General features: G+C 60.6%; 20 protein-coding genes and 1 pseudogene. 7 read left to right on the top strand and 14 right to left on the bottom strand.

All coding sequences use genetic code 11. The features are described 5' to 3' along the window. Positions 1-287 precede the first annotated feature (287 nt). The 7 genes and pseudogenes from ACEWE8_RS14605 to ACEWE8_RS14575 form a co-directional block, all read right to left on the bottom strand. A complete protein-coding gene (locus ACEWE8_RS14605) occupies positions 288-1,445 on the bottom strand; it encodes an MFS transporter (RefSeq protein ID WP_052750449.1) in 1,158 nt (385 codons plus the stop codon). 28 nt (positions 1,446-1,473) lie between these two features. After that, positions 1,474-1,845 carry an ethanolamine utilization protein EutQ gene (locus tag ACEWE8_RS14600; RefSeq protein ID WP_046786775.1) on the bottom strand — a complete coding sequence of 124 codons (372 nt, stop codon included), beginning with the start codon at positions 1,843-1,845 and terminating at the stop codon, positions 1,474-1,476. Beyond that, entirely contained in the window at positions 1,842-3,170 is a 1,329-nt protein-coding gene (locus ACEWE8_RS14595; RefSeq protein ID WP_046786774.1) for an FAD-binding oxidoreductase, read from the bottom strand. The genes ACEWE8_RS14600 and ACEWE8_RS14595 overlap by 4 nt, the downstream gene beginning before the upstream one ends. A gap of 9 nt (positions 3,171-3,179) precedes the next feature. Then, positions 3,180-4,415: an FAD-dependent oxidoreductase gene (locus ACEWE8_RS14590; protein ID WP_223255142.1), complete on the bottom strand. Its 1,236-nt coding sequence runs from the start codon at positions 4,413-4,415 to the stop codon at positions 3,180-3,182. Beyond that, positions 4,404-4,565 (bottom strand): annotated as a pseudogene (locus ACEWE8_RS14585) (rubredoxin); the annotation flags it as partial. The pseudogene ACEWE8_RS14585 and the gene ACEWE8_RS14590, both read right to left, overlap by 12 nt. 12 nt (positions 4,566-4,577) lie before the next feature. After that, positions 4,578-6,023 (bottom strand): aldehyde dehydrogenase family protein, encoded by a 1,446-nt coding sequence (locus ACEWE8_RS14580; RefSeq protein ID WP_046786772.1) that lies wholly within the window; start codon positions 6,021-6,023, stop codon positions 4,578-4,580. Between the two features lie 10 nt (positions 6,024-6,033). After that, positions 6,034-7,224 (bottom strand): aromatic ring-hydroxylating dioxygenase subunit alpha, encoded by a 1,191-nt coding sequence (locus ACEWE8_RS14575; protein WP_046786771.1) that lies wholly within the window; start codon positions 7,222-7,224, stop codon positions 6,034-6,036. 397 nt (positions 7,225-7,621) lie between these two features. Here ACEWE8_RS14575 and ACEWE8_RS14570 point away from each other — a divergent pair, with 397 nt between their 5' ends. Continuing rightward, positions 7,622-9,325 carry a BCCT family transporter gene (locus ACEWE8_RS14570; protein WP_395589317.1) on the top strand — a complete coding sequence of 568 codons (1,704 nt, stop codon included), beginning with the start codon at positions 7,622-7,624 and terminating at the stop codon, positions 9,323-9,325. A 67-nt stretch (positions 9,326-9,392) separates the two neighbouring features. On the opposite strand, the gene ACEWE8_RS14565 is transcribed toward ACEWE8_RS14570, so the two are convergent. After that, positions 9,393-10,301, bottom strand: a complete 909-nt coding sequence (locus ACEWE8_RS14565) for a LysR substrate-binding domain-containing protein (protein ID WP_046786769.1) — start codon at positions 10,299-10,301, stop codon at positions 9,393-9,395. A gap of 203 nt (positions 10,302-10,504) precedes the next feature. Next, the gene (gene lpdA, locus ACEWE8_RS14560; RefSeq protein ID WP_046786768.1) at positions 10,505-11,905 is read right to left on the bottom strand and encodes a dihydrolipoyl dehydrogenase; all 1,401 of its coding nucleotides are present in this window, start codon (positions 11,903-11,905) and stop codon (positions 10,505-10,507) included. Positions 11,906-12,106: 201 nt separating this feature from the next. Here lpdA and cfaB point away from each other — a divergent pair, with 201 nt between their 5' ends. Next, positions 12,107-13,291, top strand: a complete 1,185-nt coding sequence (gene cfaB / locus ACEWE8_RS14555; RefSeq protein ID WP_046786767.1) for a C17 cyclopropane fatty acid synthase CfaB — start codon at positions 12,107-12,109, stop codon at positions 13,289-13,291. A 35-nt stretch (positions 13,292-13,326) separates the two neighbouring features. On the opposite strand, the gene cls is transcribed toward cfaB, so the two are convergent. Continuing rightward, positions 13,327-14,766 carry a cardiolipin synthase gene (gene cls / locus ACEWE8_RS14550; protein ID WP_046786766.1) on the bottom strand — a complete coding sequence of 480 codons (1,440 nt, stop codon included), beginning with the start codon at positions 14,764-14,766 and terminating at the stop codon, positions 13,327-13,329. A gap of 129 nt (positions 14,767-14,895) precedes the next feature. Here cls and ACEWE8_RS14545 point away from each other — a divergent pair, with 129 nt between their 5' ends. Then, positions 14,896-15,423: a DUF3617 domain-containing protein gene (locus ACEWE8_RS14545; RefSeq protein ID WP_039602348.1), complete on the top strand. Its 528-nt coding sequence runs from the start codon at positions 14,896-14,898 to the stop codon at positions 15,421-15,423. Positions 15,424-15,428: 5 nt separating this feature from the next. Here the strand turns inward: ACEWE8_RS14545 and folE2 are convergent, their stop codons facing one another. Then, the gene (gene folE2 / locus ACEWE8_RS14540) at positions 15,429-16,316 is read right to left on the bottom strand and encodes a GTP cyclohydrolase FolE2 (protein WP_046786765.1); all 888 of its coding nucleotides are present in this window, start codon (positions 16,314-16,316) and stop codon (positions 15,429-15,431) included. 24 nt (positions 16,317-16,340) lie between these two features. Beyond that, entirely contained in the window at positions 16,341-16,721 is a 381-nt protein-coding gene (locus ACEWE8_RS14535; RefSeq protein WP_046787058.1) for a hypothetical protein, read from the bottom strand. A gap of 111 nt (positions 16,722-16,832) precedes the next feature. Here ACEWE8_RS14535 and zigA point away from each other — a divergent pair, with 111 nt between their 5' ends. The 3 genes from zigA to ACEWE8_RS14520 are packed head-to-tail and all read left to right on the top strand — an operon-like array spanning position 16,833 to position 19,675. Next, positions 16,833-18,041, top strand: a complete 1,209-nt coding sequence (gene zigA, locus ACEWE8_RS14530; RefSeq protein ID WP_046786764.1) for a zinc metallochaperone GTPase ZigA — start codon at positions 16,833-16,835, stop codon at positions 18,039-18,041. After that, the gene (locus tag ACEWE8_RS14525; RefSeq protein WP_046786763.1) at positions 18,038-18,664 is read left to right on the top strand and encodes a DUF1826 domain-containing protein; all 627 of its coding nucleotides are present in this window, start codon (positions 18,038-18,040) and stop codon (positions 18,662-18,664) included. Before zigA ends, ACEWE8_RS14525 begins: the two co-directional genes overlap by 4 nt. A gap of 39 nt (positions 18,665-18,703) precedes the next feature. Then, positions 18,704-19,675: a GTP-binding protein gene (locus tag ACEWE8_RS14520; RefSeq protein ID WP_046786762.1), complete on the top strand. Its 972-nt coding sequence runs from the start codon at positions 18,704-18,706 to the stop codon at positions 19,673-19,675. Here ACEWE8_RS14520 and ACEWE8_RS14515 read toward each other — a convergent pair whose 3' ends face one another. Continuing rightward, complete coding sequence (locus ACEWE8_RS14515; protein WP_012316888.1) at positions 19,676-20,068, bottom strand: DUF3301 domain-containing protein; 393 nt, start codon at positions 20,066-20,068, stop codon at positions 19,676-19,678. Between the two features lie 120 nt (positions 20,069-20,188). On the opposite strand from ACEWE8_RS14515, the gene pdxY reads away from it, so the two are divergent. Continuing rightward, positions 20,189-21,061: a pyridoxal kinase PdxY gene (gene pdxY, locus ACEWE8_RS14510; RefSeq protein ID WP_046786761.1), complete on the top strand. Its 873-nt coding sequence runs from the start codon at positions 20,189-20,191 to the stop codon at positions 21,059-21,061. On the opposite strand, the gene ACEWE8_RS14505 is transcribed toward pdxY, so the two are convergent. After that, positions 21,058-21,543, bottom strand: a complete 486-nt coding sequence (locus ACEWE8_RS14505; protein WP_012316886.1) for an acyl-CoA thioesterase — start codon at positions 21,541-21,543, stop codon at positions 21,058-21,060. The genes pdxY and ACEWE8_RS14505 overlap by 4 nt on opposite strands. Positions 21,544-21,633: the final 90 nt, after the last annotated feature.

The raw sequence follows: 21,633 nt of genomic DNA, 5'->3' as shown, positions 1-21,633 counted from the left end.
TTGTCACTGGTCGCTGCGCTGAAAGCGTCGAAATGCACAGGGTTCGTGTGCCGGAGCAAAGCTTGGCGAGCGAGCTGCGTTTGCGGTACAAACAAACAGGACGCGGATCTTGCCAATCCGCGCCTATATGTTTTTTCGAATATACGCTTTTCCGAATATATCGCAACCCTTCGATGATGGGTGTACTCATCCTGGATGAGCAGACACCCCCAGGCGGGAACTGGCGTAGCTACTGCGACAGCCTGCAGTTGTTCGCCCAGCGGAAAACGCAACATGCACACCTAAGGCTATGCTGCCCCTGCCAGTGACCCACCCACGCTGCGCTTCTCTCTTATAAAACACGTCACCATCGCCGCCACGCCAATGCTGAAGATATAAAGCGCCTGCGGCCCGGATTGCTCCATCATCGCACTGGCAATCAAGGGCCCGATGGTGGCGCCAATGCCAAACGTCATCAGCAATACCCCAGCCACCGCTACACGCAGCTCAGGCTCCAGATTGTGGTTGGCATGCGCCACACCCAGTGGATACAGGCAGAACTGCAAGAAACCGATGGTGGCGCCCGCCAACATTATCCACAGCTGTCCTGATGCCAGGCCCAGAGCCAGCGGCAGGTAAGCGATGCACAGCAATAAGGCCGTAGCCCGGATCAGCGTGATGCGCGAAAAATGATCCGACAGTTTGCCCAGCGGCAGCTGCGCCAGCAGCCCGGCGGCAATGCTGATGGCCATGAACTGCCCAACCTGCGCCGGGGTAAAGCCCAGTTGCGCGGCGAAGATTGGGGTCAGCCCATATAGGCAGCCGTTCAGCAATCCCGAAGCAAGGATGGTGAACAACGATTGAGGAAGCCGGCGCAGGTACAGCATCGGTTTGATCCGAGCCTGGCTGATACCGCTCGGCTGGGCGCCGCTGTGCAGGGCCACTGGGATCAAGCCAATGGCAAAGGCAATGGCCACGCCTGTCAGCGCCAGTGTGTGCAACCCATCTCCAAGGCTCAGCATCAGCTGGCCAAGCATCATGCCGACATAGCTGGCCACCATGTACAGCGACATGGCGCCGCCTCGCCGGTTAACCGGAGCACAGTCGTTGAGCCAGCTCTCGATGACCATCAACTGGCACATCATCGCTGCCCCCACGATAAACCGCAGGGCAAGCCACAGCGGCAAGCCATCACTGAGCTGGTGCGTAAGCACCGCAGTCACTATCACCCCGGCGCTCACCACAAAGGCCCGCGCATGGCCGGCCAGGCCAATCAGCCAGTAGCCGGAGCGAGCTCCGAACACCATCCCCAACGCGTTTGCGGCCATCAGCGCGCCGCCCCACAACTGTGCCACTCCGGCGGCATCCAGGCGCAGGGCCAGGTAGGTCATCAGCAGGCTGGAGCCCAGCTGCATCAACAAGGCAGCGACATAAATCGTACCGAACCTTTTACTTAGTGCGAACAATTGGCTTCCCCAGGGAAAGGGTCGGTAGTCAGGCAAGGCCGTGACGCTGTTTCCAGTCGCCCGGGTACACCACATAGCCGAACAGCGCGTGGCCTGCATAAACCAGTTGCGTGCCTTCGGGAATCCACAACACCTGGCCGGGCGATACCCGATACAGCTCGCCGTTGGCCTGGAGCTCAAAGCAGCCCTCGATGACGAAAATCACTTCGTCGTAGAGCACCGTCCAGGCCACTTCGGCACCTGCCCAGCGGGCAAAGCCTACGCCCAGGTTGGGCGACACTTCGTTGCTGATGGCGCGTGCGACCCACGCGTCACCCGGCGGGCCGCCACGCTGGGCAAAATCCAGGTCGCGATGATCGACCAGGCGCACCGGGCCTTTGCCGCTCGGCACGCGGCTCATACTTCGCGCCTGCTGTTGAACGCTGCCCAGCGAATCCGAGTGCGCACGCCCAGGCCCAGGAACGGCTCAGGCGGGTTGCGTGAGGGCATCCCGGTCACGGCGCGGATGTCGCTCAATTGCCGCGAGTCCGCGCCCACTGCCATGTCGGCCAGCAGCGTGCCGGAAATGGTGCCCCAGGCGGCACCAACGCCGTTGTCGCAGGCGGTTGCGTAGACGCCGTCATCGAGTTGACCGAAGTAATTGGTGAAGTTGCGCGAGATCGCATAGGCACCGCCCCAGGTATGCGTGAACGGCACCTGTTTGAGTTGTGGATAGCGCGCCTCGAACGCCTTGCGATGATCATCGCGAATCTTGTTGCGGGCGGTATCGGTGATGCTACGGCCGTAGCGAGGAACGTGCTTGTAGGTATTGCGAATGATCAGGCGTCGGTCCTGGGTCATGCGCACCGTGGTACCGGCGTGGTCGGCAGGGGTAAGCCCCCAGTCGGCCTGGGCGCCGATTGCTGCCATCTCGGCATCGCTCAGCGGCCGTGTCCAACTGGCGAAGGTCATCACCGGCAGCAGGCGGTTGCGCAGGTAACCGAACTCCTGGGTGAAAATGCTGGTGCCCAGCAATACCTGCGGGGTACGGATCAGTCCGTTGTCGCCGCGCAGCAGCCATTTGCCGCTGGGGTCTTTCTCGAGTGAGCGGATGGGCGACTCTTCAAGCACTTCGACGTTGGCCGGCAGCGCACCACCCAGGCCACGGACCAGGGCGGCAGGCTGCATCAAGTAACAACCCGGGGTATAGATAGCACGGCTGTAGTAGCGGCTACCGAGTACGCCGGCCAGTTCGTCACGCTCCACCACGCGATAGGGCTCACCCAGGTCGGCCATGAGTTTTTCGAAATGGTCCAGGTAGCCCTGGCCACGCTCGCCCACCGCGCCCTGGTACTTGCCCGCATGAGACCACTGGCACTCGATGCCATGACGGTCGATCAAGGTCTGCAGTTGGTCGATGGCGGCCCGGTTCAGCCCCAGCAGGCGCTGCTTGTGTTGCGGGTCGGGATGCTCCAGAGCGAACTTGTGCGGCAGGTCGATGACAAAGCCCGAGTTGCGACCCGAGGCGCCATAGGCGATGCGCTGGGCATCCACCAGGATAATGCGCGCCTGTGGCAGGTGCTCGGCCAGCCGCCGTGCGGCCGCAAGCCCGGCGAAGCCTGCACCGATCACTACATGGTCGGCATTCTGTTCGCCGCTCAGGCGCTTGCTCGGTGCCGGCTCAGGCAGCGCGGCGTACCAACCGCAGCTGCGGTCGTCGTGAGGCAGATTGACAATACTGTTCATGGTTCGGCCTCAGGCCACATGTTGCTGGGTGTCCTGGCAGCTTTGCAGCCAGGTATTACGTTGCAGTTGCGCCTGGCGCCCGAGCAGCACGAACCCGCGCAGGGCACCGGCGTGGTCGTGGAACGCCGCGCTCAATCCATCGCTGGTCGGATCGCAACGCCATTGCCCCTGACAGTCACCGGGTGGCGTCAGCAGGCACAGTGGGGCAACCGGGGTTTTCACGGTCACAGGCGCCAGTGGGTAGTGGGCAGCGGTCGGTTGGCCCAGCAACGTCTTGGCCAGGGCACGAATACCCTCGTTGATCGGCGCCAGGTAGGGCAGCAACTGGCCATTGATCTCGACGCAGTCACCCAAGGCGTATATGCCCGGGTGCGAGGTCTGCAGTTGTGCATCGACCTTGATCCCCCGGCCGCAGTCCAGGCCGGCCTCTAGCGCCAGTTCAAGGTTGGGGCGCAAGCCCACTGCGCTGAGCACCAGGTCTGCCTCGACCACTTGACCGTCGGCCAGAGTCAGTTGGTAGCCGTCGCTGTTGCGCTCGATGCGCTGCAAGGTGGTGCGCAGATTCCATTGCACGCCAAGGCCCGAAAGCGCCTGCTGCAAGTGCTGGCCTGCCGCCTCGGGCAGCAGGCGCTCCATGGGCCAGGCGCCCAGGCCGATCACCCGCACCTTGTAGCCATTGCTCGCCATATCGTTGGCGAACTCGCAGCCAATCAACCCGTCACCCAGAATTGCCACGCTCTTTACATCTTTGAGACGTTGGCGGAACGCCTGGTAATCGTGCAGGTTGTTGACGCTGAGCAGCGCCTCGGCGCACCCCTCGATAGGCAACCGCACCGCAGAAGCACCGCTGGCCAGTACCAGTTGGCCGTAGTCCATTTCGCCTAGGCTGGTATGCAGCCGTCGCGCCTGGGTATCAATACGCTCGACCTTGCATCCGGCATAGATTCGAATGCCCAATCGCTGCTCGATCGCCAGCGGGCTTTCAGTTGCCAGGGTTGCAGCAGTGCGCCCTTGGGCCAGGGCGATCGACAAGGCAGGTTTGGAGTAGATATGCCCCGACTCTTGGGTCAGTACGCGAATCTCCAGCTGCGGGTCGGCCTTGCGCAGGGCTTGTGCCAGGCCATAGCCGGCATGGCCGCTACCGATTATGACCACCGGTTGCGCCGGGCGGGCGACGACCACAGGTTGCGCCTGGATGACCGGCGCCGCCGCCACAGCAGCAATCGGAGTGCTCAGTTCGATCATTTCAAAGTCGGCCTTGCCGACCTTGCACTCAGGGCACAGCCAGTCCTCGGGCACATCTTCCCAGCGGGTGCCGGGGGCGATGCCGTCGTCGGGCCAGCCTTTGGCTTCGTCGTAGATCAGGCCACAGATGATGCAGAGCCAGGTTTTCATCGCGTTACCTCCTCACTCGCCCTTGATACGCACGGCCAGGTTTTTGGTCCTGACGTAGCTGTAGAGCGCCTCCTGGCCTTTTTCCCGTCCGAAGCCCGAGAGCCCGACCCCGCCAAACGGGGTTTCGATGCCACCGGCATACCACTCGTTGACGAACACCTGGCCGGCGCACAGGCGCCGTGCGCAGCGCAGAGCGCGGTTGAGGTCCTGGGTGAACACGCCTGCCACCAGCCCGAAGACGGTGCCGTTGGCAATGGCGATGGCCTGCTCTTCGCTGTCGAAGGGCATCACTGCCAACACCGGGCCGAACACTTCGGCCTGGGCGATCTCCATGTCCGGGGTTACATCGCGCAGTACCGTCGGCGCCATGTAGTGCCCACGCAGGCCAGAGATGGCCTCGCCGCCGGTTGCGACGACGGCGCCTTGCTGTTGGGCCCGCTGGCACAGGGCTTCGATACCCTCGAGCTGGCCTGCAGAGATCACCGGTGTGTGGTCCGGGTTGTCCTGGCCCAGGCCGACGCTCAACCCCTCTGCCATTGCCACGACATCAGCGACAACATCGTCGTAGACCGAGCGATGCACCAACAGGCGTGACATGGCCGAACATACTTGGCCTGCGTTGAAGAAAATGCCGCTTTTCACGCTGTTGATCACTTGCTCGCGATCGGCATCGGGGAACACCAGGGCAGCCGACTTGCCGCCCAGCTCCATGACGCTGGGGGTAGCGTGGTCGGCGGCGGAACGCAAAATGCTCTGGCCGGTAGCAACAGAGCCGGTGAAGACGATCTGGTCGACGTCGCGATGGCCGGCCAAATAGGCCCCCACTTCACGGCCCCGGCCGCAGATCAGGTTGACCGCACCCTGCGGCAGGCCAGCACGCTCGATGGCCTGCATCAGCACGCACAGGCCGAGCGGCGATAGCTCCGGCGACTTGATCACCACAGCGTTGCCCGCCGCCAGGGCCGGGGCCAGGGAGCGCGCGCAGATCGACACCGGGAAATTCCACGGCACGATTTGCAGCGACACGCCCATCGGGTCGTAGACGGTGAAGTCCATGTAGCCGTCGCCCAGCGGAATCGACTTGCCTTCGATCTTGTCGGCCATGCCGGCGTAATACTCGAAGTAGCGCGCAGCTTCGACGAATTCGTCACGCGCATCACGCAGGCTCTTGCCGTTTTCCTGGCACAGCACCCAGGCGCCTTCATCGGTGATTGCGCGAATCTGCGCCGCAATCTCAAGCAGCCAGGTCACACGCTGCGCCGGCCGCACGCGGCTCAACACATTGCTGTCGGCACAGCGTCGGGCGGCCTGCAGGGCGCGTTCGGCGTCGGCCACGCTGGCCTGGGCGACGGTCGCCACAGGTGCGCTGGTGCCGGGGTTGTGGATGGTCAGGTGCTGCTCACTGTCGGTCCACTGGCCGTCGATGAAGTTCAGCCAGTGCGGGGCTATCGAATGCATGGTGATCACCTCAGGCGCGCTGCGCGCAGTCGAGCAATTGGCGGGCAGCCCACTTGTGGAAGTAGTGAGTCGGCAGGTCCATTTCCGGCGAGAATGCGCCACCGCTATAGCCAGGGGAGAGGCGGCCCTTCTGCATACCTTCGACCGAAGCGATATCTTCGGCGAACACCACGCGCCAGGACTCCATCACGGCTTTGCGCGAGGCGTCGTAGTGGCTGTCCAGGGCCTGATCGCCGACATAGAACAGGCGCAGGTGTTCGATGGTTTTGCCTGGGGCCACGGGCTCCAGCATCATGGCGAAGGCGTGGTCGGCCTGGATGCCGAGCAGCACGTTGGGGAAGAACGCCACGTACTCGGCGGTGCGCAGGCGCTCCTGTGGCCAGGATGGGAAAATCGGCAAATGGGTGCCGGCAACGGCCGAGAGGTTGTAGGCGTGGCTGCCCTGGCCGGCGAACTCCTCGAACATGATGTTGTAGTGGTCTTCCAGGCGCGAGTAGCTGTTCAGGCTCGGGTGTACCCACGGCAAGTGGTAGGCCTCGCAGTAGTTCTCGACCGCGAGCTTCCAGTTGCAGTTGACCTCGATGCTCATGGCGCCGCTGTTCGCTTCACGGCGCAGCAGGTTCATGCCGTCGCTGCCCAGGAACTGGGTCCAGCGCTCGGTCAGTGGCTTGAGTTGATCTTCAAGGGCCGGTGCATCGCCGGACAGGTTGATGAACACCATGTCCATCCAGATCGTGGTGCGCAGTGCCTTCAGGCCATGCTTTTCGCAGGCGAAACGCTCGTCCTTGTGCTGATTGATCCCGCCGACGTGCGGTGTGCCTTTGAGGCCGCCATTGAGGTCGTAGGTCCAGGAGTGGTAGGGGCAGCGGATCACGCCCTGCACTTCACCCGCCTGCTGCACCAGTTTCACGCCGCGGTGGCTGCAGACGTTATGGAACACCTGCACCAGGCCTTCGCGGTTGCGCATCATCAACAGCGGCAGGCCCATGAAGTCCACAGGCTTGACGTAGCTGGTGGTCGGCAGGTCGCTGGCAAAACCGATACAGGCCCAGTTGCGCCCCAACACTTCATCGCGCTCAAGCTCGAAATAGCGCTGGTCGGTGTAGAACTCATTGGTCAGGCCATGGGCTTCATGGATCGGTGCCAGAACGGTTTCCAGGGCGTGGACGGGAATAAGGCGGGAATCAGTCGATACGGTCATTTTTGTTTTCTCTTGTCAGATGCACGGCAGGCAGTGCCTTGATGCCTGGCGCCAGTTTCAGCAAGAGAAGGAGGGCTCGACAAACGATTTATTTCAGCGTTATTTATCAGTTTTAATCATTAATGATTTGCGCGCAGGTTAGGGTCTTCGCAAAGGAATAGTTGATGAACGGTCATCTTCTGGATTGCCCACGTTTATGATTTTTTGTAATCAATTGATGACAAGAAATAGTTTGTCGAAGTGTGGGTGATTCTCCCATTTTGTCAGGGCCCAAGGGAGCGTGCCGTGCCTTGGGCCTACGGGAGGACCGCCGCCAGGGATCTGGCACCTGCCTGTGGCAGCGGCGCTATCCAGCCGTGACATAAAACCCTTGAACAAAAACAATAGGGGATAACCCATGCGTGCCGAATCTGGCCTGCTCAAAGGCCTCAATCCCACCGTGACGATATGGTCGTTGCTGGCCGTTGTACTTTTCGTGCTGTTTTGCGCCCTGTTCGCAGAACACGCGGCTGCTGCCTTTCAACGTGCCTCCGACTTTATCTTGCAGAACTTCAAATGGTTCTACCTGATCTCGGTCACTGGTGTGTTGGGGTTACTGTTTTATCTCATGTGCAGCCAGTTCGGGCACATCAAGTTAGGGCGTGACGACGACAAGCCTGAGTTCAGCTTCGGCTCCTGGATCGCCATGTTGTTCAGTGGTGGCATGGGCATCGGCCTGATCTTCTGGTCGGTTGCAGAGCCCATGTGGCATTACGCGGGCAACCCCTTTGCCACGGGCCTGACCGACGAAGCGGCGACCACCGCCATGCGCATCACCTTGTTCCACTGGGGCCTGCATCCGTGGGCAATCTTTACCATCGTGGGCCTTGGTCTTGCGTACTTTGCCTATCGTAAGGGCTTGCCGCTGAGCATGCGCTCGATCCTCTACCCACTGATCGGTGAGCGCATCTATGGGCCTATCGGTCACGTGGTCGATATCCTTGCAGTGGTGATCACTGCATTCGGTGTCTCCCAGTCGTTGGGGCTGGGTGTGGTGCAGATGAACACCGGCTTGAGCCAGGTGTTCGACCTGCCCATCAGCCTGGGGGTGCAAGTCACCTTGATCGTGCTCATTACCCTGGTGACCACCGTATCGGTGATGGCTGGTGTTTCGCGTGGCATGAAGCGCCTGTCGGAATGGAACATGCTGCTGTCGGTGATACTGGTGGTGTTGATCCTGCTGCTTGGGTCGACGCGCTACATTCTCAACCTGATGCTTGAAAGCACCGGCGACTATGCCCAGCACATCGTCGGCTTGAGCTTCTGGAGCGATGCCCAGAAGGACAGTGGCTGGCAGAACTGGTGGACGGCCTTCTACTGGCCGTGGTGGATGACCTGGGGGCCGTTTGTAGGTCTGTTCATCGCCCGGATCTCCAAGGGCCGCACCATTCGTGAACTGATTGCTGGCGCGCTGTTGGTGCCAACCTTGGTGACCATTGTCTGGATGTCGGTGTTCGGGGGTGCAGCCCTCAAGACCGAACAGGTCGACCGCCAGCACCACGAGCAGCAGGTAGCCAGCGGCGAACTGCAGGGCGACAAGGCCAAGTTCGAAGGTGGCACGGTGTTGCTGGCGACCAAGCAGGAAACCACCGCCGCCATGTTCACCCTGCTGCACAAGATCGAAGCAGGTACGTTGGGCAAGGTGCTGAGCGTGCTGGTCTGTATCCTGCTTGCGACGTACTTCATCACTTCGGCTGACTCCGGCACCCAGGTGCTGTGTACGTTGAACTCCATGGGCAGTGCCAACCCGCCGCAGAGTATCCGCCTGCTCTGGTGCATTCTGGAGGGTGCCATTGCTACGGCCCTGCTGATGGCGGGAGGGCTCAAGGCGATCCAGATGGCAAGCATCGCAGCGGGCTTGCCCATTGCGGGGTTCATCCTGCTTATCAGTTACACCCTGATGCGCAGCTTGCGCCAGGAAATGGCTGAAGGCGTGCTCGATACACCGCCGGGCGGGCGCATGCCAATCCCGCAGATCATCCCTCAGGGCATCACCCCGGTGACGGGCACACTGACGGGCGGGGGCCTTGATGGGGGGCTGACGGCGAAGAAAGCCAGCTGAGCCCAACCCGGTATGGATACCCAAGACTGGCAGTCATCCGCTGTCGGTCTTGGGCTTTTCTGGCAGCCTATTTCTGCACGGATGGCTGGGCCATCAACCAGTCCCGGAACAGCCGCACGCTTTCACGGGGGCCCCGCTCGTTGGTCGACTCCAGCAGGCAGAACTTGGCATCGGTCTGCAGCACCACATCGTTGGGCATGACCAGCGCGCCGCTGCTCAACGCATCGTCCACCAGGTTGCCCCAGGCCAGAGCCACGCCCTGGCCACTGATCGCCGACTGGATCAACATGCTGTAGCTGTTGATGTTCACGCGGTGCTTGGGCGTCATCGGCTGGTACCCCAGGCGTTTGAACCACTCCGGCCAACCTACCCAGTCGCGCTGGGAGTCCTCAAGCCACAGCCAGGTGCACGTCGCCAAACCTTCGATGCTGCTCAGTTGCGGATGCCTGGCCAGATAGGCCGGGCTGCATACCAGAAAGATCTTTTCCGAGAACAGCGGCGTGACAGTCATGTCCTTTGGCGGTGGGTTGCAGTAGTACAGCGCGAGGTCGCTCTCGAGCCTGGCGTAATCCTTCACATGATCGTGGGCGATGATCCGCAGATCGATGTCTTCATGGGCACTCTGGAACTCCGACACCTTGGGCAGTAACCAGAGTGAGGCCATGGCGGTACTGGTGGCCACCGTCACTTGCTGGTTGCCATGCCACTGGCGAATCTCGCCCGTGGTACGGGCCAGGTGCAACATGCACTCGCGCACCGTTTCGTAGTACTGCGTGCCGGTGTGGGTGAGGGTCATGGTGCGGGTGGTGCGGGTGAACAGTGCCTTGCCCAGGTAGTCTTCCAACAGGCGAACCTGACGGCTGATGGCACCCTGGGTGACGTTCAGTTCTTTGGCAGCAAGGGTAAAGCTCAAATGGCGGGCTGCAGACTCAAACGCATGCAGGCTGTTGAGCGGCGGAAGAGGCTGGATTTTCACGGCTTGGGGTTCCACTCATTATTATTATCAGCCGCTCTATATTAATGATCCGTTCAGTCTCCAGGGGGGCAGTCGGGAGAAATATTTTGAAGACTGGACCGGACCACAGGCCCCATGATTTGGGGCCTGCCGCAACAGCTTCAGTTATGTGAACTCGCTGTAAAAACCCCCATCGGAGGTTCGTCGTTCCGGGGTTTCGAACCTCAGATCTGCATCGCCATCCCATCCACATTCATCGCCGCCTGGCGCAAGGCCTCGGAGCGGGTCGGGTGCGGGTGGCAGGTGAGGGCGATGTCTTCAGCCGAGGCTGAGAATTCCATCGCCACGCAGAACTCGCCAATCATCTCGCTGACGCTTGGGCCGACCAGATGCACGCCCAGTACCTCATCGGTGTTGGCATCAGCGAGGACCTTGGCGAAGCCTTCGGTCTCATGGTTGATCTTCGCGCGGCTGTTGGCGGTGAAGGGGAACTTGCCCACTTTGTAGGCGCGGCCCTCTGCCTTGAGTTGCTCTTCGGTCTTGCCGACGCTGGCCAGCTCGGGGCGGGTATAGATCACGCCGGGGATCAGGTTGTAATTGACCTCGTGGGGTTTGCCGGCGATGCGCTCGATGCAGGCGACCGCTTCGTCTTCGGCCTTGTGCGCCAGCATCGGGCCGGAGGTGACGTCACCAATGACCCAGACACCGGGCACCGAGGTGCGATGATGCTCGTTGGTGAGCATGCCGCGTTTATCGGTCTGCAGCCCGACGCTTTCCAGGTTCAGGCCTTGGGTATAAGGACGACGGCCGATGGCAACCAGTACGTAGTCGGCTTGAAGTGTTTCTGCAGCGCCGCCGGCGGCCGGTTCCAGCGTCAGGCTGACCCCGTCGGGCGAGGCCGTCGCCTGGGTCACCTTGCTGCCGAGCTTGAAGGCCATGCCTTGCTTGGCCAGGGCCTTTTGCAGGGTCTTTGCGGTTTCCTCATCTGTGCCGGGGCAGATGCGGTCGAGGTATTCAATGACGGTGACCTGGCTGCCCAGGCGACGCCACACCGAACCCAGCTCCAGGCCAATGACGCCAGCGCCGATCACGATCAGGTGCTTGGGCACCTCGGGGAGGGCCAAGGCGCCCGTGGAATCGATGATGCGCTGGTTATCGATAGTCACGCCTGGCAAGGGAGTGGGCTCGGAGCCGGTAGCGATGACGATGTCCTTGGCTTGCAACGGCGTCTCGCTGCCGTCCTCGGCTTTGACAATGACCTTGCCGACGCCATCGAGGCGGCCCCAGCCTTTGATCCAGTCGACCTTGTTCTTGCGAAACAGGTACTCGATGCCCTTGGTCAGGCCAGTCACGCTCTCGTCCTTCTGTTTCATCATCTGGGCGAGGTTCAGGGTTGGCTTCACTTCGATGCCGAGGTGGGCAAACTCGTCACCGCTGGCAGCCTCATACAACTCCGAGGCATGCAGCAATGCCTTGGACGGCATGCAGCCGACATTCAGGCAGGTACCGCCAAGGGTCGAGCGGCCTTCCACACAGGCGACACTCAGGCCCAGTTGCCCGGCACGAATCGCCGCGTTGTAGCCGCCGGGGCCACCGCCGATGATCACCACGTCATAGGATTTCATGGGTTTTCTACTCCAGATGAAGAAGCGCGAGATGAACACAAGGTTAAGCTGAGAGCGCTAAATTGTATACAATCTGAGGTGTTCATAAGATCAGTTGGTTCTAGACCTTGGTCTCGTTCAGCGGAAACTTCGCACGAATGAACTACCCTGTTTCGGTGGTGTTCGAAATTTCATGTATCGAGCCCAGAAGGAGGGTCGTTCATGCTTGCGCAACTTCCGCCGGCGCTGCAGAGCCTGCATCTGCCACTTCGTCTGAAATTGTGGGACGGTAACCAGTTCGATCTGGGGCCCAGTCCGCAGGTCACCATCCTCGTCAAGGAGCCTCAGCTGATCGCTCAGCTGACCCATCCAACCATGGACCAGCTGGGCGCCGCGTTCGTGGAAGGCAAGCTGGAGCTGGAGGGCGATATCGGTGAAGCCATTCGGGTGTGCGATGAGCTGAGCGAAGCCTTGCTGACGGGGGAAGATGATGCACCGCCACAGCGTGTGGCTCACGACAAGCGCACAGACGCCAAGTCCATCTCCTACCACTACGACGTCTCCAACGCGTTCTATCAACTCTGGCTCGATCAGGACATGGCGTATTCCTGCGCCTACTTCCGTGAGCAGGACAACACCCTCGATCAGGCACAGCAGGACAAGTTTGACCACTTGTGCCGCAAGCTGCGCCTGCAAACCGATGACTACCTATTGGACGTCGGCTGCGGTTGGGGTGGGCTGTCACGCTTTGCCGCACGTGAGTACGGGGCGAAAGTGTTCGGCATTACCTTGAGCAAAGAGCAGCTCAAGCTGGCGCGGCAACGGGTCAAGGCAGAAGGCCTGGCCGACAGGGTCGACCTGCAGATCCTCGATTATCGCGACCTTCCTCAGGATGGCCGCTTCGACAAGGTGGTCAGCGTTGGCATGTTCGAGCATGTCGGGCATGCCAACCTGGCGCTGTATAGCCAGAAGTTGTTTGGCGCTGTGCGAGAGGGCGGCCTGGTGATGAACCATGGCATCACCGCCAAGCATGTCGATGGCCGTCCGGTGGGGCGAGGGGCGGGTGAGTTCATTGACCGTTACGTATTCCCCAACGGTGAGCTGCCGCACTTGTCGATGATCAGTGCAAGTATCTGTGCGGCCGGGCTGGAGGTCGTCGACGTCGAGAGCCTGCGCCTGCATTACGCCAAGACCTTGCACCACTGGAGCGAAAACCTGGAGAACCAGTTGCACAAGGCTGCCGCGCTGGTGCCGGAGAAGACCCTGCGCATCTGGCGTCTGTATCTGGCCGGCTGCGCCTACGCATTCCAGAAGGGCTGGATCAACCTGCATCAGATCCTTGCCGTCAAACCCTACGCCGATGGGCATCATGACCTGCCCTGGACGCGTGAAGACCTGTATCGCTGATTCCCCCGGGGCGCTTCAGCGGCCCCGGTTACCTATCAGAGTATCGGCGAAATCAACCGCGCAATACGCATCCCTAGCTGTTGAATGCGGTGGGTTTTACTGCTGTCCTCAGGCGTAATTTCCCTGGCCTTCTCGAAATCAGTGGTCAACATCGTTTCGACCTGATCCGCGAAATCCCGATCCACGGTCAGCAGGGTAATTTCGAAGTTGAGCCGGAACGAGCGGTTGTCCAGGTTGGCACTACCGATAGCACTGACCTCGTCGTCCACCAACACCACCTTCTGATGAAGGAAACCTGGCTGATAGCGGAACATGCGTACCCCCGCCCGTACGGCCTCGAAGGCGAACAGGCTGGAGGCTGCGTAAACGATCCGATGGTCAGGCCGCGCTGGAATCAGGATGCGCACATCCACACCGCGCAGCACGGCCAGGCGCAGTGCGGCGAACACGGCCTCGTCGGGAATGAAGTAGGGGCTGGTGATCCATACGCGGCGAGTCGCGGAGTGGATGGCTTCGATGAAAAACAGTGAGCAGGTTTCCTGGGAATCTGCCGGCCCGCTGGCCAGGGCCTGGCACAGCACACCATTGTCAGGATAGGTGTCCGGCAGGATCAGTGGCGGTAGCTGACGCGTTGCCCAGTACCAGTCTTCGGCGAAAGACTCCTGCAGGCAGGCCAGCACCGGGCCGCCGATCTGCACGTGGGTATCACGCCAGGGCGAGAGCTGGGGGTTGCCGCCAAGGTATTCATCACCGACGTTGTGCCCGCCGATGAAACCGGTGACCCCATCGACCACGACAATCTTGCGGTGGTTACGGAAGTTCACCTGGAAGCGATTGAACCAGCCGCGGCGGGTGGCGAAGGCATGGATCTGTACACCTGCGTCTCTGAGGCTCTGGCTGTAGCTGGCGGGCAAGGCATGGCTGCCAACCCTGTCATACAGCACGAACACCTTCACGCCATCGGCCGCTTTGCGCAGCAACAGTTGCTGCAGTGCTTTGCCGAGGGTGTCGTTGTGGATGATGAAGAACTGTACCAGCACCACTTCTCGCGCTTGTTCGATAGCCGCGAAGATGGCGTCGAAGGTGGCCTTGCCATCGATCAACAGCTTCACTTGGTTATTGGCCAGGCATGGCATTCGCCCAAGTTTCGGCATGGCACGCAGGGCGGCGTAGCTCTGTGACTCCCGAGCGGTGAGGGCTTCCTCCACCCATGGCCGCCAGTTGAGGTTGGCCATGGCCACGTGCATTTCCTGGTTGGCCTGGCGCCGAGCCTTGATGTAGGCATTGAAGGAGCGGGCACCGAATACCAGGTAGGGGATGAGGGTGAAGTAGGGAATGAAGAACAGCGACATGGCCCAGGCGATGGCCCCTTGGGCAGTACGCACGGTAAACACCGCATGCAGCGCGGCGATGATGCCAAGCAAGTGAACGAGCCCGAGCACATAGCCGAAGAAGTAGGGGCTGTGGTAATCCATACGCATCCTGCTTGGCAAATACACAGCAGATAACAGAACACTTCCAGGGCCGCCTTGCAACCTGAAAGCGGATTTGCCGTCTAAGCCTTTGCCCGGCCATGAGCCGGTTATTTTGAGGAGCGTTCGTCCATGAAGATTCGTCTGCCAATGCTGGCCCTGGCTTTTGGCCTGGCTAGCCCACTGGTGCATGCGCAGATGTTGCAGCCTGGTCTGTGGGAGCTCACCACCAGCAACATGCAGGTCGACGGTAAGCAGTTGCCGGACATGCAGTTCATGCTTGGCCAACTGAAGAACCTGCCGCCCGAGCAGAGGGCTATGATGGAAGGGGCGCTGGCCAAGCAGGGCATCGCGGTAGCAGGTAATGGCGTGCGTTCCTGCCTGACGCCGGAGCAGGTGAAAACAAACGATATTCCCTTGCAGGACCCTCAGTCAGGCTGCACGCAAAAGATTACCGACCGGACCGGCAATGTCTGGAAGTTTCAGTTCAGTTGCCCAAAAGCTCAGGGTACCGGCCAGGCTACTTTCCTCAGCGATAAGGAGTTCACTACCCAGGTCAACGGGACATTCAATGCTTCGGGCGTTCAGCAACGGGGCAGTATGAATACCCGTGCGGTATGGCTGGGAAATGACTGTGGAACAGTAAAGCCGCGTACCTGAAGAGCTCACCATTGCCAATGGCTGGCGGCTACTGCGTCGTGGGCATGCAGGCTTTCTGCATGTACCACGCGCAGCTTGAAGGCCGTGGTCCATTCCATCTGTCGCAACGCTTCATGCAGGCGGCGGGCGGCATCTTCGCAGAACATCAGGTTCTGTCCGTTGGCCAAGGCGAATGCCTGTTCGTCTGCGCGTTTCACGGCTGTTTGAACGGCGGTGCCCAAGCTTGCCTCAATCTGGTCGATCAGCTCCGTGACCGGTAGTACTTCCAGGCTTTCGCCCAATCGTACGTGAACCTCAGCCAGGCTCCGTTGGCTGTGGGGGGTAGCAACGATGCCCTGGCTGCTGCCCAACCACTCCACGACCGCCTCTCGGTTCATTGCCTGCCCGGAAAAGTCTGCCTGGAATTGTTGCTGAATCAATTGCCGTGCAAGTGCCGCAGAGCATGGGCAGGTCGACGAATAAGGCACGCGAACCGATAGTTCCACGTGGAACATTCCATTTTCAACCTTGGCATTCACGGTGATCGAGTAGCTTTTCCATCCTGCCAATGGGCTGACAAGGGCCGGCCTTTTCAACAAATGATCGAAGGTCAAACGCAGGTAGGCGGCATGGGATAGGCCCTCATGACTAGCCAAAAAATCTGCCAGTATCTGGCGGATTGCCAACGGAGTCAGCGATTGACGTTCGAGACGCTCCAGTGACAGGTACAGCCGGGACATATGAATACCGCGCGAGGCGCCATCCTCCAGGCTTACACCTGCATCGGCCATGGCCGCCACGCTACGCCCGTCGAAGTGCACGAGCTGGGCGATCCCGCACATGCCCACCCAGGCCAGTGGCGTAGCATACTGATGTGTCTGTGCGGCGATATCGGGGAGCGTCAGGCTAGTCATTGGCAATACCAGATAAAAGAAATGTCAGCGGCAGCCACCGACCAGGCTGCAATGCAGATTGAACCGTTGGCCGTTGGAGCTGGAAACGCGGTTAAGAGAGGTCCAGCCAACTCGGCGGCTGTAGCCAACCCAGGCTTCACCATCGCTGGCCAGGCCGGTGAAGAATGTCAGCGCTCCATAGCGGCTGTTGGTTTGCGCCCATAAGCGGCGCGTCGCACTGTCGAAACCGCGCAGGTAGAAGTGGCTGCCCTCCGTACGCACGCTGTAGTAACTGCCATTGGCGCCCTTGCAGGCCAACAGCGTCGCGCTGCGTGTACATACCGCCAGCGTGTTTTGCTGAGGCATCGCAAGCAAGGATGTAGGCGCAGCGAGCAGCAGCAACAGGGCGGCAGGTGACAGGTTCATTTCCATCTCCGGGTACTCATCCGACGAGAACGGCTTGGCGAAATTGTATTGTTACTTTATAACATTGTGCAATGCATCGTTTCGAATGCGTCTGCCTGTAGAGGTTTCGCCATGCCCAATCGTCTTCCCGTTACTGTGCTTTCCGGCTTCCTGGGTGCCGGTAAAAGCACCTTGCTCAACCACGTCCTGCGTAATCGCGACAACCTGCGTGTCGCAGTCATCGTCAATGACATGAGCGAAATCAACATTGATGCCAGTGAGGTCCAGCGTAATGTCAGCCTGAATCGGGCTGAAGAAAAGCTGGTTGAGATGAGCAACGGCTGCATCTGCTGCACCCTGCGCGAGGACCTGCTGGAGGAAGTCGCACGGCTGGCGAATGAAGGCCGGTTCGATTATCTGCTGATCGAGTCCACAGGCATCTCCGAGCCGCTGCCTGTAGCTGAGACGTTCACTTTCCGCGATGAGCAGGGCCGTAGCTTGAGCGACATGGCACGGCTGGACACCATGGTGACGGTGGTCGATGGCCTGAACTTCCTGCGCGATTATCAGGCGGCGGACAGCCTGGCGAGCCGTGGCGAAACCTTGGGGGACGACGATGAGCGATCGATCAGCGACCTGCTGATCGAACAGGTGGAGTTTGCTGATGTACTGCTGCTGAGCAAGATCGACCTGATCAGCCAGCATGAGCGCGAGGAGCTCATCGCCATTTTGCGCAGCCTCAATGCCCGAGCGCAGATTTTGCCGATGGTCATGGGCCAGGTGCCGCTGGCACAGATCCTGGATACCGGCCTTTTCGATTTCGAGCAGGCTGCACAGGCACCTGGATGGCTTCAGGAACTGCGCGGTGAGCATGTGCCGGAAACCGAGGAATACGGCATTGCCGCTACTACCTGGCAAGCTCGCAGGCCGCTGCACCCACAACGCTTCTTTGATTTTATCCACAAGCAATGGAGCAATGGCCGGTTACTGCGCTCCAAAGGCTTCTTTTGGCTGGCCAGCAAGTTTCAGGAGGCTGGCAGCTGGTCGCAGGCTGGCGGCATGATGCGCTATGGACTGGCCGGTCGCTGGTGGCGTTTTGTGCCAAAGGAACACTGGCCGCAGGACGAACAGAGCGCTGCAGAAATTCTTGAACACTGGGTGGCTGAGAGTGGTGACTGCCGTCAGGAGCTGGTGTTCATTGGGCAGAATATCGACTTTGCCCAGTTATCCACAGACCTGGATGCCTGCTTGTTGACCGATGACGAGATGGAAATGGGCCATGCGGGCTGGCTGCGCCTGCCGGATCCTTTCGGTCGATGGCACACCGAGGAGGCAGCATGACGCCAGCGGCTCAGCCTGTGGATATCCGCCAAGTACACGGCGAATCGCCTCGGGTACTCACCGACATATTTCAAGAGGGCGTGAACCTGGCAGTCTGGCAGCGACGCTTGCCTGCCCAGGTTGAAGACTTCGCGGGATTGGTGGTCAGCCTCGGCCAACCGTTGGCGGACCAGCGGGTGCTCGAGGTGCATGAGCATGAGCCGCCGTTACTGCCGGGCTTTTTGGGGGAAGCGGCTGATCTGCAGGGCTATGAGAGTTTCGTCGCAGATGTGTGCTGGCTGATTTCAGCCTATACGTGCCTGTTGGGTGCACGTCGGGTCGGTCTGCGCGTGCGGGTACTGCACAATGCCATGTGCCCGCGCTTTCATGTGGATAACGTGCCTGTGCGCCTGCTCACGACTTATGTGGGCTGCGGCAGCGAATGGCTGTGCGAAGGAGCCATCGAACGAGCCGGATTGCAGCTCGCACCGGCACCTGTGGATAACATCCAACGACTGCAAGCGGGTGATGTTGCGCTGCTGAAGGGCGAAAAATGGGTAGGCAACGAAGGGGCAGGCCTGATCCATCGCTCGCCGGCTGGCCATGATCCTCGCCTGTTGCTCAGCCTTGACTGGTTGGCGTGACGGGGCATAGTGGAGTGAATTCCGGCCTGAAGTAAACGCATGCTGCAGAACATTCCTACCCATGTCATCGCTGGCCCCTTGGGTGCAGGCAAGACCAGCCTCATCCGTCAGCTTATGGCTCAGCGCCCGGCCGGCGAGCGTTGGGCCGTACTGGTCAATGAGTTTGGCCAGATCGGCCTGGATGCGGCCCTGCTCAGCCGTGATGAAGATGGGGTTGCCATTGCCGAAGTGGCGGGTGGATGCCTGTGCTGCGTCAATGGCACTCCGTTTCAGGTCGGGCTGGGGCGCCTGTTGCGCAAGGCGCGGCCCGACCGGCTGTTCATTGAACCTTCGGGTCTTGGTCACCCCTTGCAGTTACTGGCTCAACTGAATCAGGCCCCCTGGGTTGGAGTGCTGACGCTGCAGCCGATGGTGATGGTTGTGGATGCTCAAGCGCTGGCGCGAGGTGAGCCGTTACCTGATGCGCAACAGCAGGCCCTGGCAGCCGCGGCGCTGGTCGTTTTCAATAAGAGCGAGGCTGTTGATGAAAATAGTAGGTTGTTGATAAATAAGGAATTTGCAGCGAAACAGGGCGTTTGGACAGAGCAGGGGCTGTTAGCAGTTTCCAGGCTTCCTTATTCATCCACAGCCGCCGTGAGCGATGCTGCTGTGGATAAAAGGGTTGTGGACAATCACCAAGCGGCCGCAGGCGCCCTGTGGATAGACCCACGTCAGCCAATCTGTCATGCACAGCAAGGTGAGGGCGGCTGGAGTGTCGGCTGGCGCTGGCACCCAAGCCAGCAATTCGATCCACAGGCCCTGCGTGGCTTGCTTGACTCTCACTCATGGCGTCGGGCCAAAGGTGTTATCCACAGCCCGCAGGGGTGGCAGTCTTTCAACGGCCTTGACGGCAATTTGCCGGCTTGGCAGCCGAGTGACTGGCGCAAGGACACGCGCATTGAGCTTATTTTCGACCAGCCCCAACCCCTTCAAGCGCTGCAGGCTGCGCTGGAGGCTTGCCGGGTGGTGTGATCAGTTGTGCCAGCGATTGTGTTCCTGGCGCCATTGCTTCATCTCGATCACGTTGTCGGCCCGTGGCGGCGTATTGATCTCGAACGGGTAGGGCGCCAGCTCGATCTGCACGCTATGAGCGCCAAACTGAGTCACCGTGCCCGGGTGGCGTTGTTCGCCGGTGACAGTGAACTCGAAGGCATACACGCGGGCCAGGCGCTTTCTGCCGTTGGCATCGCGCAGGAATGCGATGCGCTTGAGCGCGACGGCATCGTCGAGCAGCTCCAGATCCAGCTTGGCACAATGCTGTTTGACCCGTTCCAGGGCTTTCTCGCGCAGCCCGTGGTTGTGCCATAACCAAGCGCCTGCCGTGGCCACCAGCATCAGGACGAAGAGATTCTCCAGGGTCAACATTTGCGTATGCTCCAAACAGGTCGATCCAGCTTAACTGCGTCCCTGGTCTGTCGTACAGGTGGCAATCGAGTTCATACTGCGCGACGCACAATCCTTGAAACAGCTTTGGAAAACGCCCGCATGAAACGCACTCCGCACCTGCTCGCCATTCAGTCCCACGTGGTGTTCGGCCACGCCGGCAACAGCGCCGCGGTGTTCCCCATGCAGCGTATCGGGGTCAATGTCTGGCCGCTCAATACCGTGCAGTTCTCCAACCACACTCAGTATGGCCAGTGGGCGGGCGAAGTGCTTGCTCCAGCGCAAATTCCTGCGTTGGTGGAAGGCATTTCCAACATTGGCGAACTGGGGCATTGCGATGCCGTGCTCTCGGGCTATCTGGGTAGCGCCGAACAGGGGCGGGCGATATTGGCAGGTGTAGAGCGGATCAAGGCGGTCAACCCGAAGGCGCTGTACCTGTGCGACCCGGTCATGGGGCATGCGGAGAAGGGCTGCATCGTGCCCCAGGAGGTGAGCGAGTTCCTGCTGGACGATGCGGTTGCCCAGGCTGACATCCTGTGCCCCAACCAGCTGGAGCTGGACAGTTTTTGTGGCCGGCGCGCGCAAAGCCTGGAAGATTGCGTGGACATGGCTCGCGGCCTGCTCGAGCGTGGCCCGCAGGTTGTGCTGGTCAAGCACCTGGCCTACCCGGGGCGTTGCGAAGACATGTTTGAAATGTTGCTGGTCACCCATGACCACAGCTGGCACTTGCGCCGCCCGCTGCTGGCATTCCCTCGCCAGCCGGTCGGGGTAGGGGACTTGACCTCAGGGCTGTTCCTGGCCCGGGTGCTGTTGGGCGACAGCTGGGTGCAAGCCTTCGAATACACCGCGGCAGCTGTGCATGAGGTGCTGCTGGAAACCCAGGCCTGCGCCAGCTACGAACTGCAGTTGGTGCGCGCTCAGGACCGCATCGCTCACCCGCGTGTACGCTTCGAGGCGCAGCCCCTGGCGTTTTAAAGGGCGTCGGTCTTCAGGTCCTGGTAACGCTTTTCCAGCTCCTGACGGATCTGCCGGCGTTGCTGGCCCTGCAGGAAACGGCGCTTTTCTTCACTGGACTGCGGCTGACGCGCAGGGACCGGGACCGGGCGGCGGTTGTCGTCGACCGCGACCATGGTGAAAAAGCAGCTGTTGGAATGCCGCACCGAGCGTTCGCGAATGTTCTCGGTCACCACCTTGATGCCCACCTCCATGGAGGTATTGCCGGTGTAGTTGACCGAGGCCAGGAACGTCACCAGTTCGCCCACGTGCACCGGCTCGCGGAAAATCACCTGATCGACCGACAGGGTTACCACATAGCTGCCGGCATAGCGGCTGGCGCAGGCATAGGCCACTTCATCGAGATACTTGAGCAGGGTGCCGCCATGTACGTTGCCAGAAAAGTTGGCCATGTCCGGGGTCATCAGGACGGTCATGCTCAGCTGGGCGTTTCCAGGTTCCATAGTGTGCTCACGGTGAGGTTGCGCTGAATCGGGGCGGGTATCTGCTGACACTTTCTGTTTCCCCTCTTGAAGTTGCCTTCCTGATACGGG

The sequence above is a fragment of the Pseudomonas sp. TR47 genome, assembly GCF_044143025.1.
GTDB classification, from domain to species: Bacteria; Pseudomonadota; Gammaproteobacteria; order Pseudomonadales; family Pseudomonadaceae; genus Aquipseudomonas; species Aquipseudomonas putida_E.
Note: the sequence above shows the minus strand (reverse complement) of the source record. Positions and strands in the feature narration are given on the sequence as shown.

Coding starts and splice junctions, on each gene's coding strand:
- ACEWE8_RS14600 (WP_046786775.1), bottom strand. CDS start 1,845: ATGAGCCGCGTGCCGAGCGGCAAAGGCCCGGTGCGCCTGGTCGATCAT.
- ACEWE8_RS14595 (WP_046786774.1), bottom strand. CDS start 3,170: ATGAACAGTATTGTCAATCTGCCTCACGACGACCGCAGCTGCGGTTGG.
- ACEWE8_RS14590 (WP_223255142.1), bottom strand. CDS start 4,415: ATGATCGAACTGAGCACTCCGATTGCTGCTGTGGCGGCGGCGCCGGTC.
- ACEWE8_RS14580 (WP_046786772.1), bottom strand. CDS start 6,023: ATGCATTCGATAGCCCCGCACTGGCTGAACTTCATCGACGGCCAGTGG.
- ACEWE8_RS14575 (WP_046786771.1), bottom strand. CDS start 7,224: ATGACCGTATCGACTGATTCCCGCCTTATTCCCGTCCACGCCCTGGAA.
- ACEWE8_RS14570 (WP_395589317.1), top strand. CDS start 7,622: ATGCGTGCCGAATCTGGCCTGCTCAAAGGCCTCAATCCCACCGTGACG.
- lpdA (WP_046786768.1), bottom strand. CDS start 11,905: ATGAAATCCTATGACGTGGTGATCATCGGCGGTGGCCCCGGCGGCTAC.
- cfaB (WP_046786767.1), top strand. CDS start 12,107: ATGCTTGCGCAACTTCCGCCGGCGCTGCAGAGCCTGCATCTGCCACTT.
- cls (WP_046786766.1), bottom strand. CDS start 14,766: ATGGATTACCACAGCCCCTACTTCTTCGGCTATGTGCTCGGGCTCGTT.
- ACEWE8_RS14545 (WP_039602348.1), top strand. CDS start 14,896: ATGAAGATTCGTCTGCCAATGCTGGCCCTGGCTTTTGGCCTGGCTAGC.
- folE2 (WP_046786765.1), bottom strand. CDS start 16,316: ATGACTAGCCTGACGCTCCCCGATATCGCCGCACAGACACATCAGTAT.
- ACEWE8_RS14535 (WP_046787058.1), bottom strand. CDS start 16,721: ATGAACCTGTCACCTGCCGCCCTGTTGCTGCTGCTCGCTGCGCCTACA.
- zigA (WP_046786764.1), top strand. CDS start 16,833: ATGCCCAATCGTCTTCCCGTTACTGTGCTTTCCGGCTTCCTGGGTGCC.
- ACEWE8_RS14525 (WP_046786763.1), top strand. CDS start 18,038: ATGACGCCAGCGGCTCAGCCTGTGGATATCCGCCAAGTACACGGCGAA.
- ACEWE8_RS14520 (WP_046786762.1), top strand. CDS start 18,704: ATGCTGCAGAACATTCCTACCCATGTCATCGCTGGCCCCTTGGGTGCA.
- ACEWE8_RS14515 (WP_012316888.1), bottom strand. CDS start 20,068: ATGTTGACCCTGGAGAATCTCTTCGTCCTGATGCTGGTGGCCACGGCA.
- pdxY (WP_046786761.1), top strand. CDS start 20,189: ATGAAACGCACTCCGCACCTGCTCGCCATTCAGTCCCACGTGGTGTTC.
- ACEWE8_RS14505 (WP_012316886.1), bottom strand. CDS start 21,543: ATGGAACCTGGAAACGCCCAGCTGAGCATGACCGTCCTGATGACCCCG.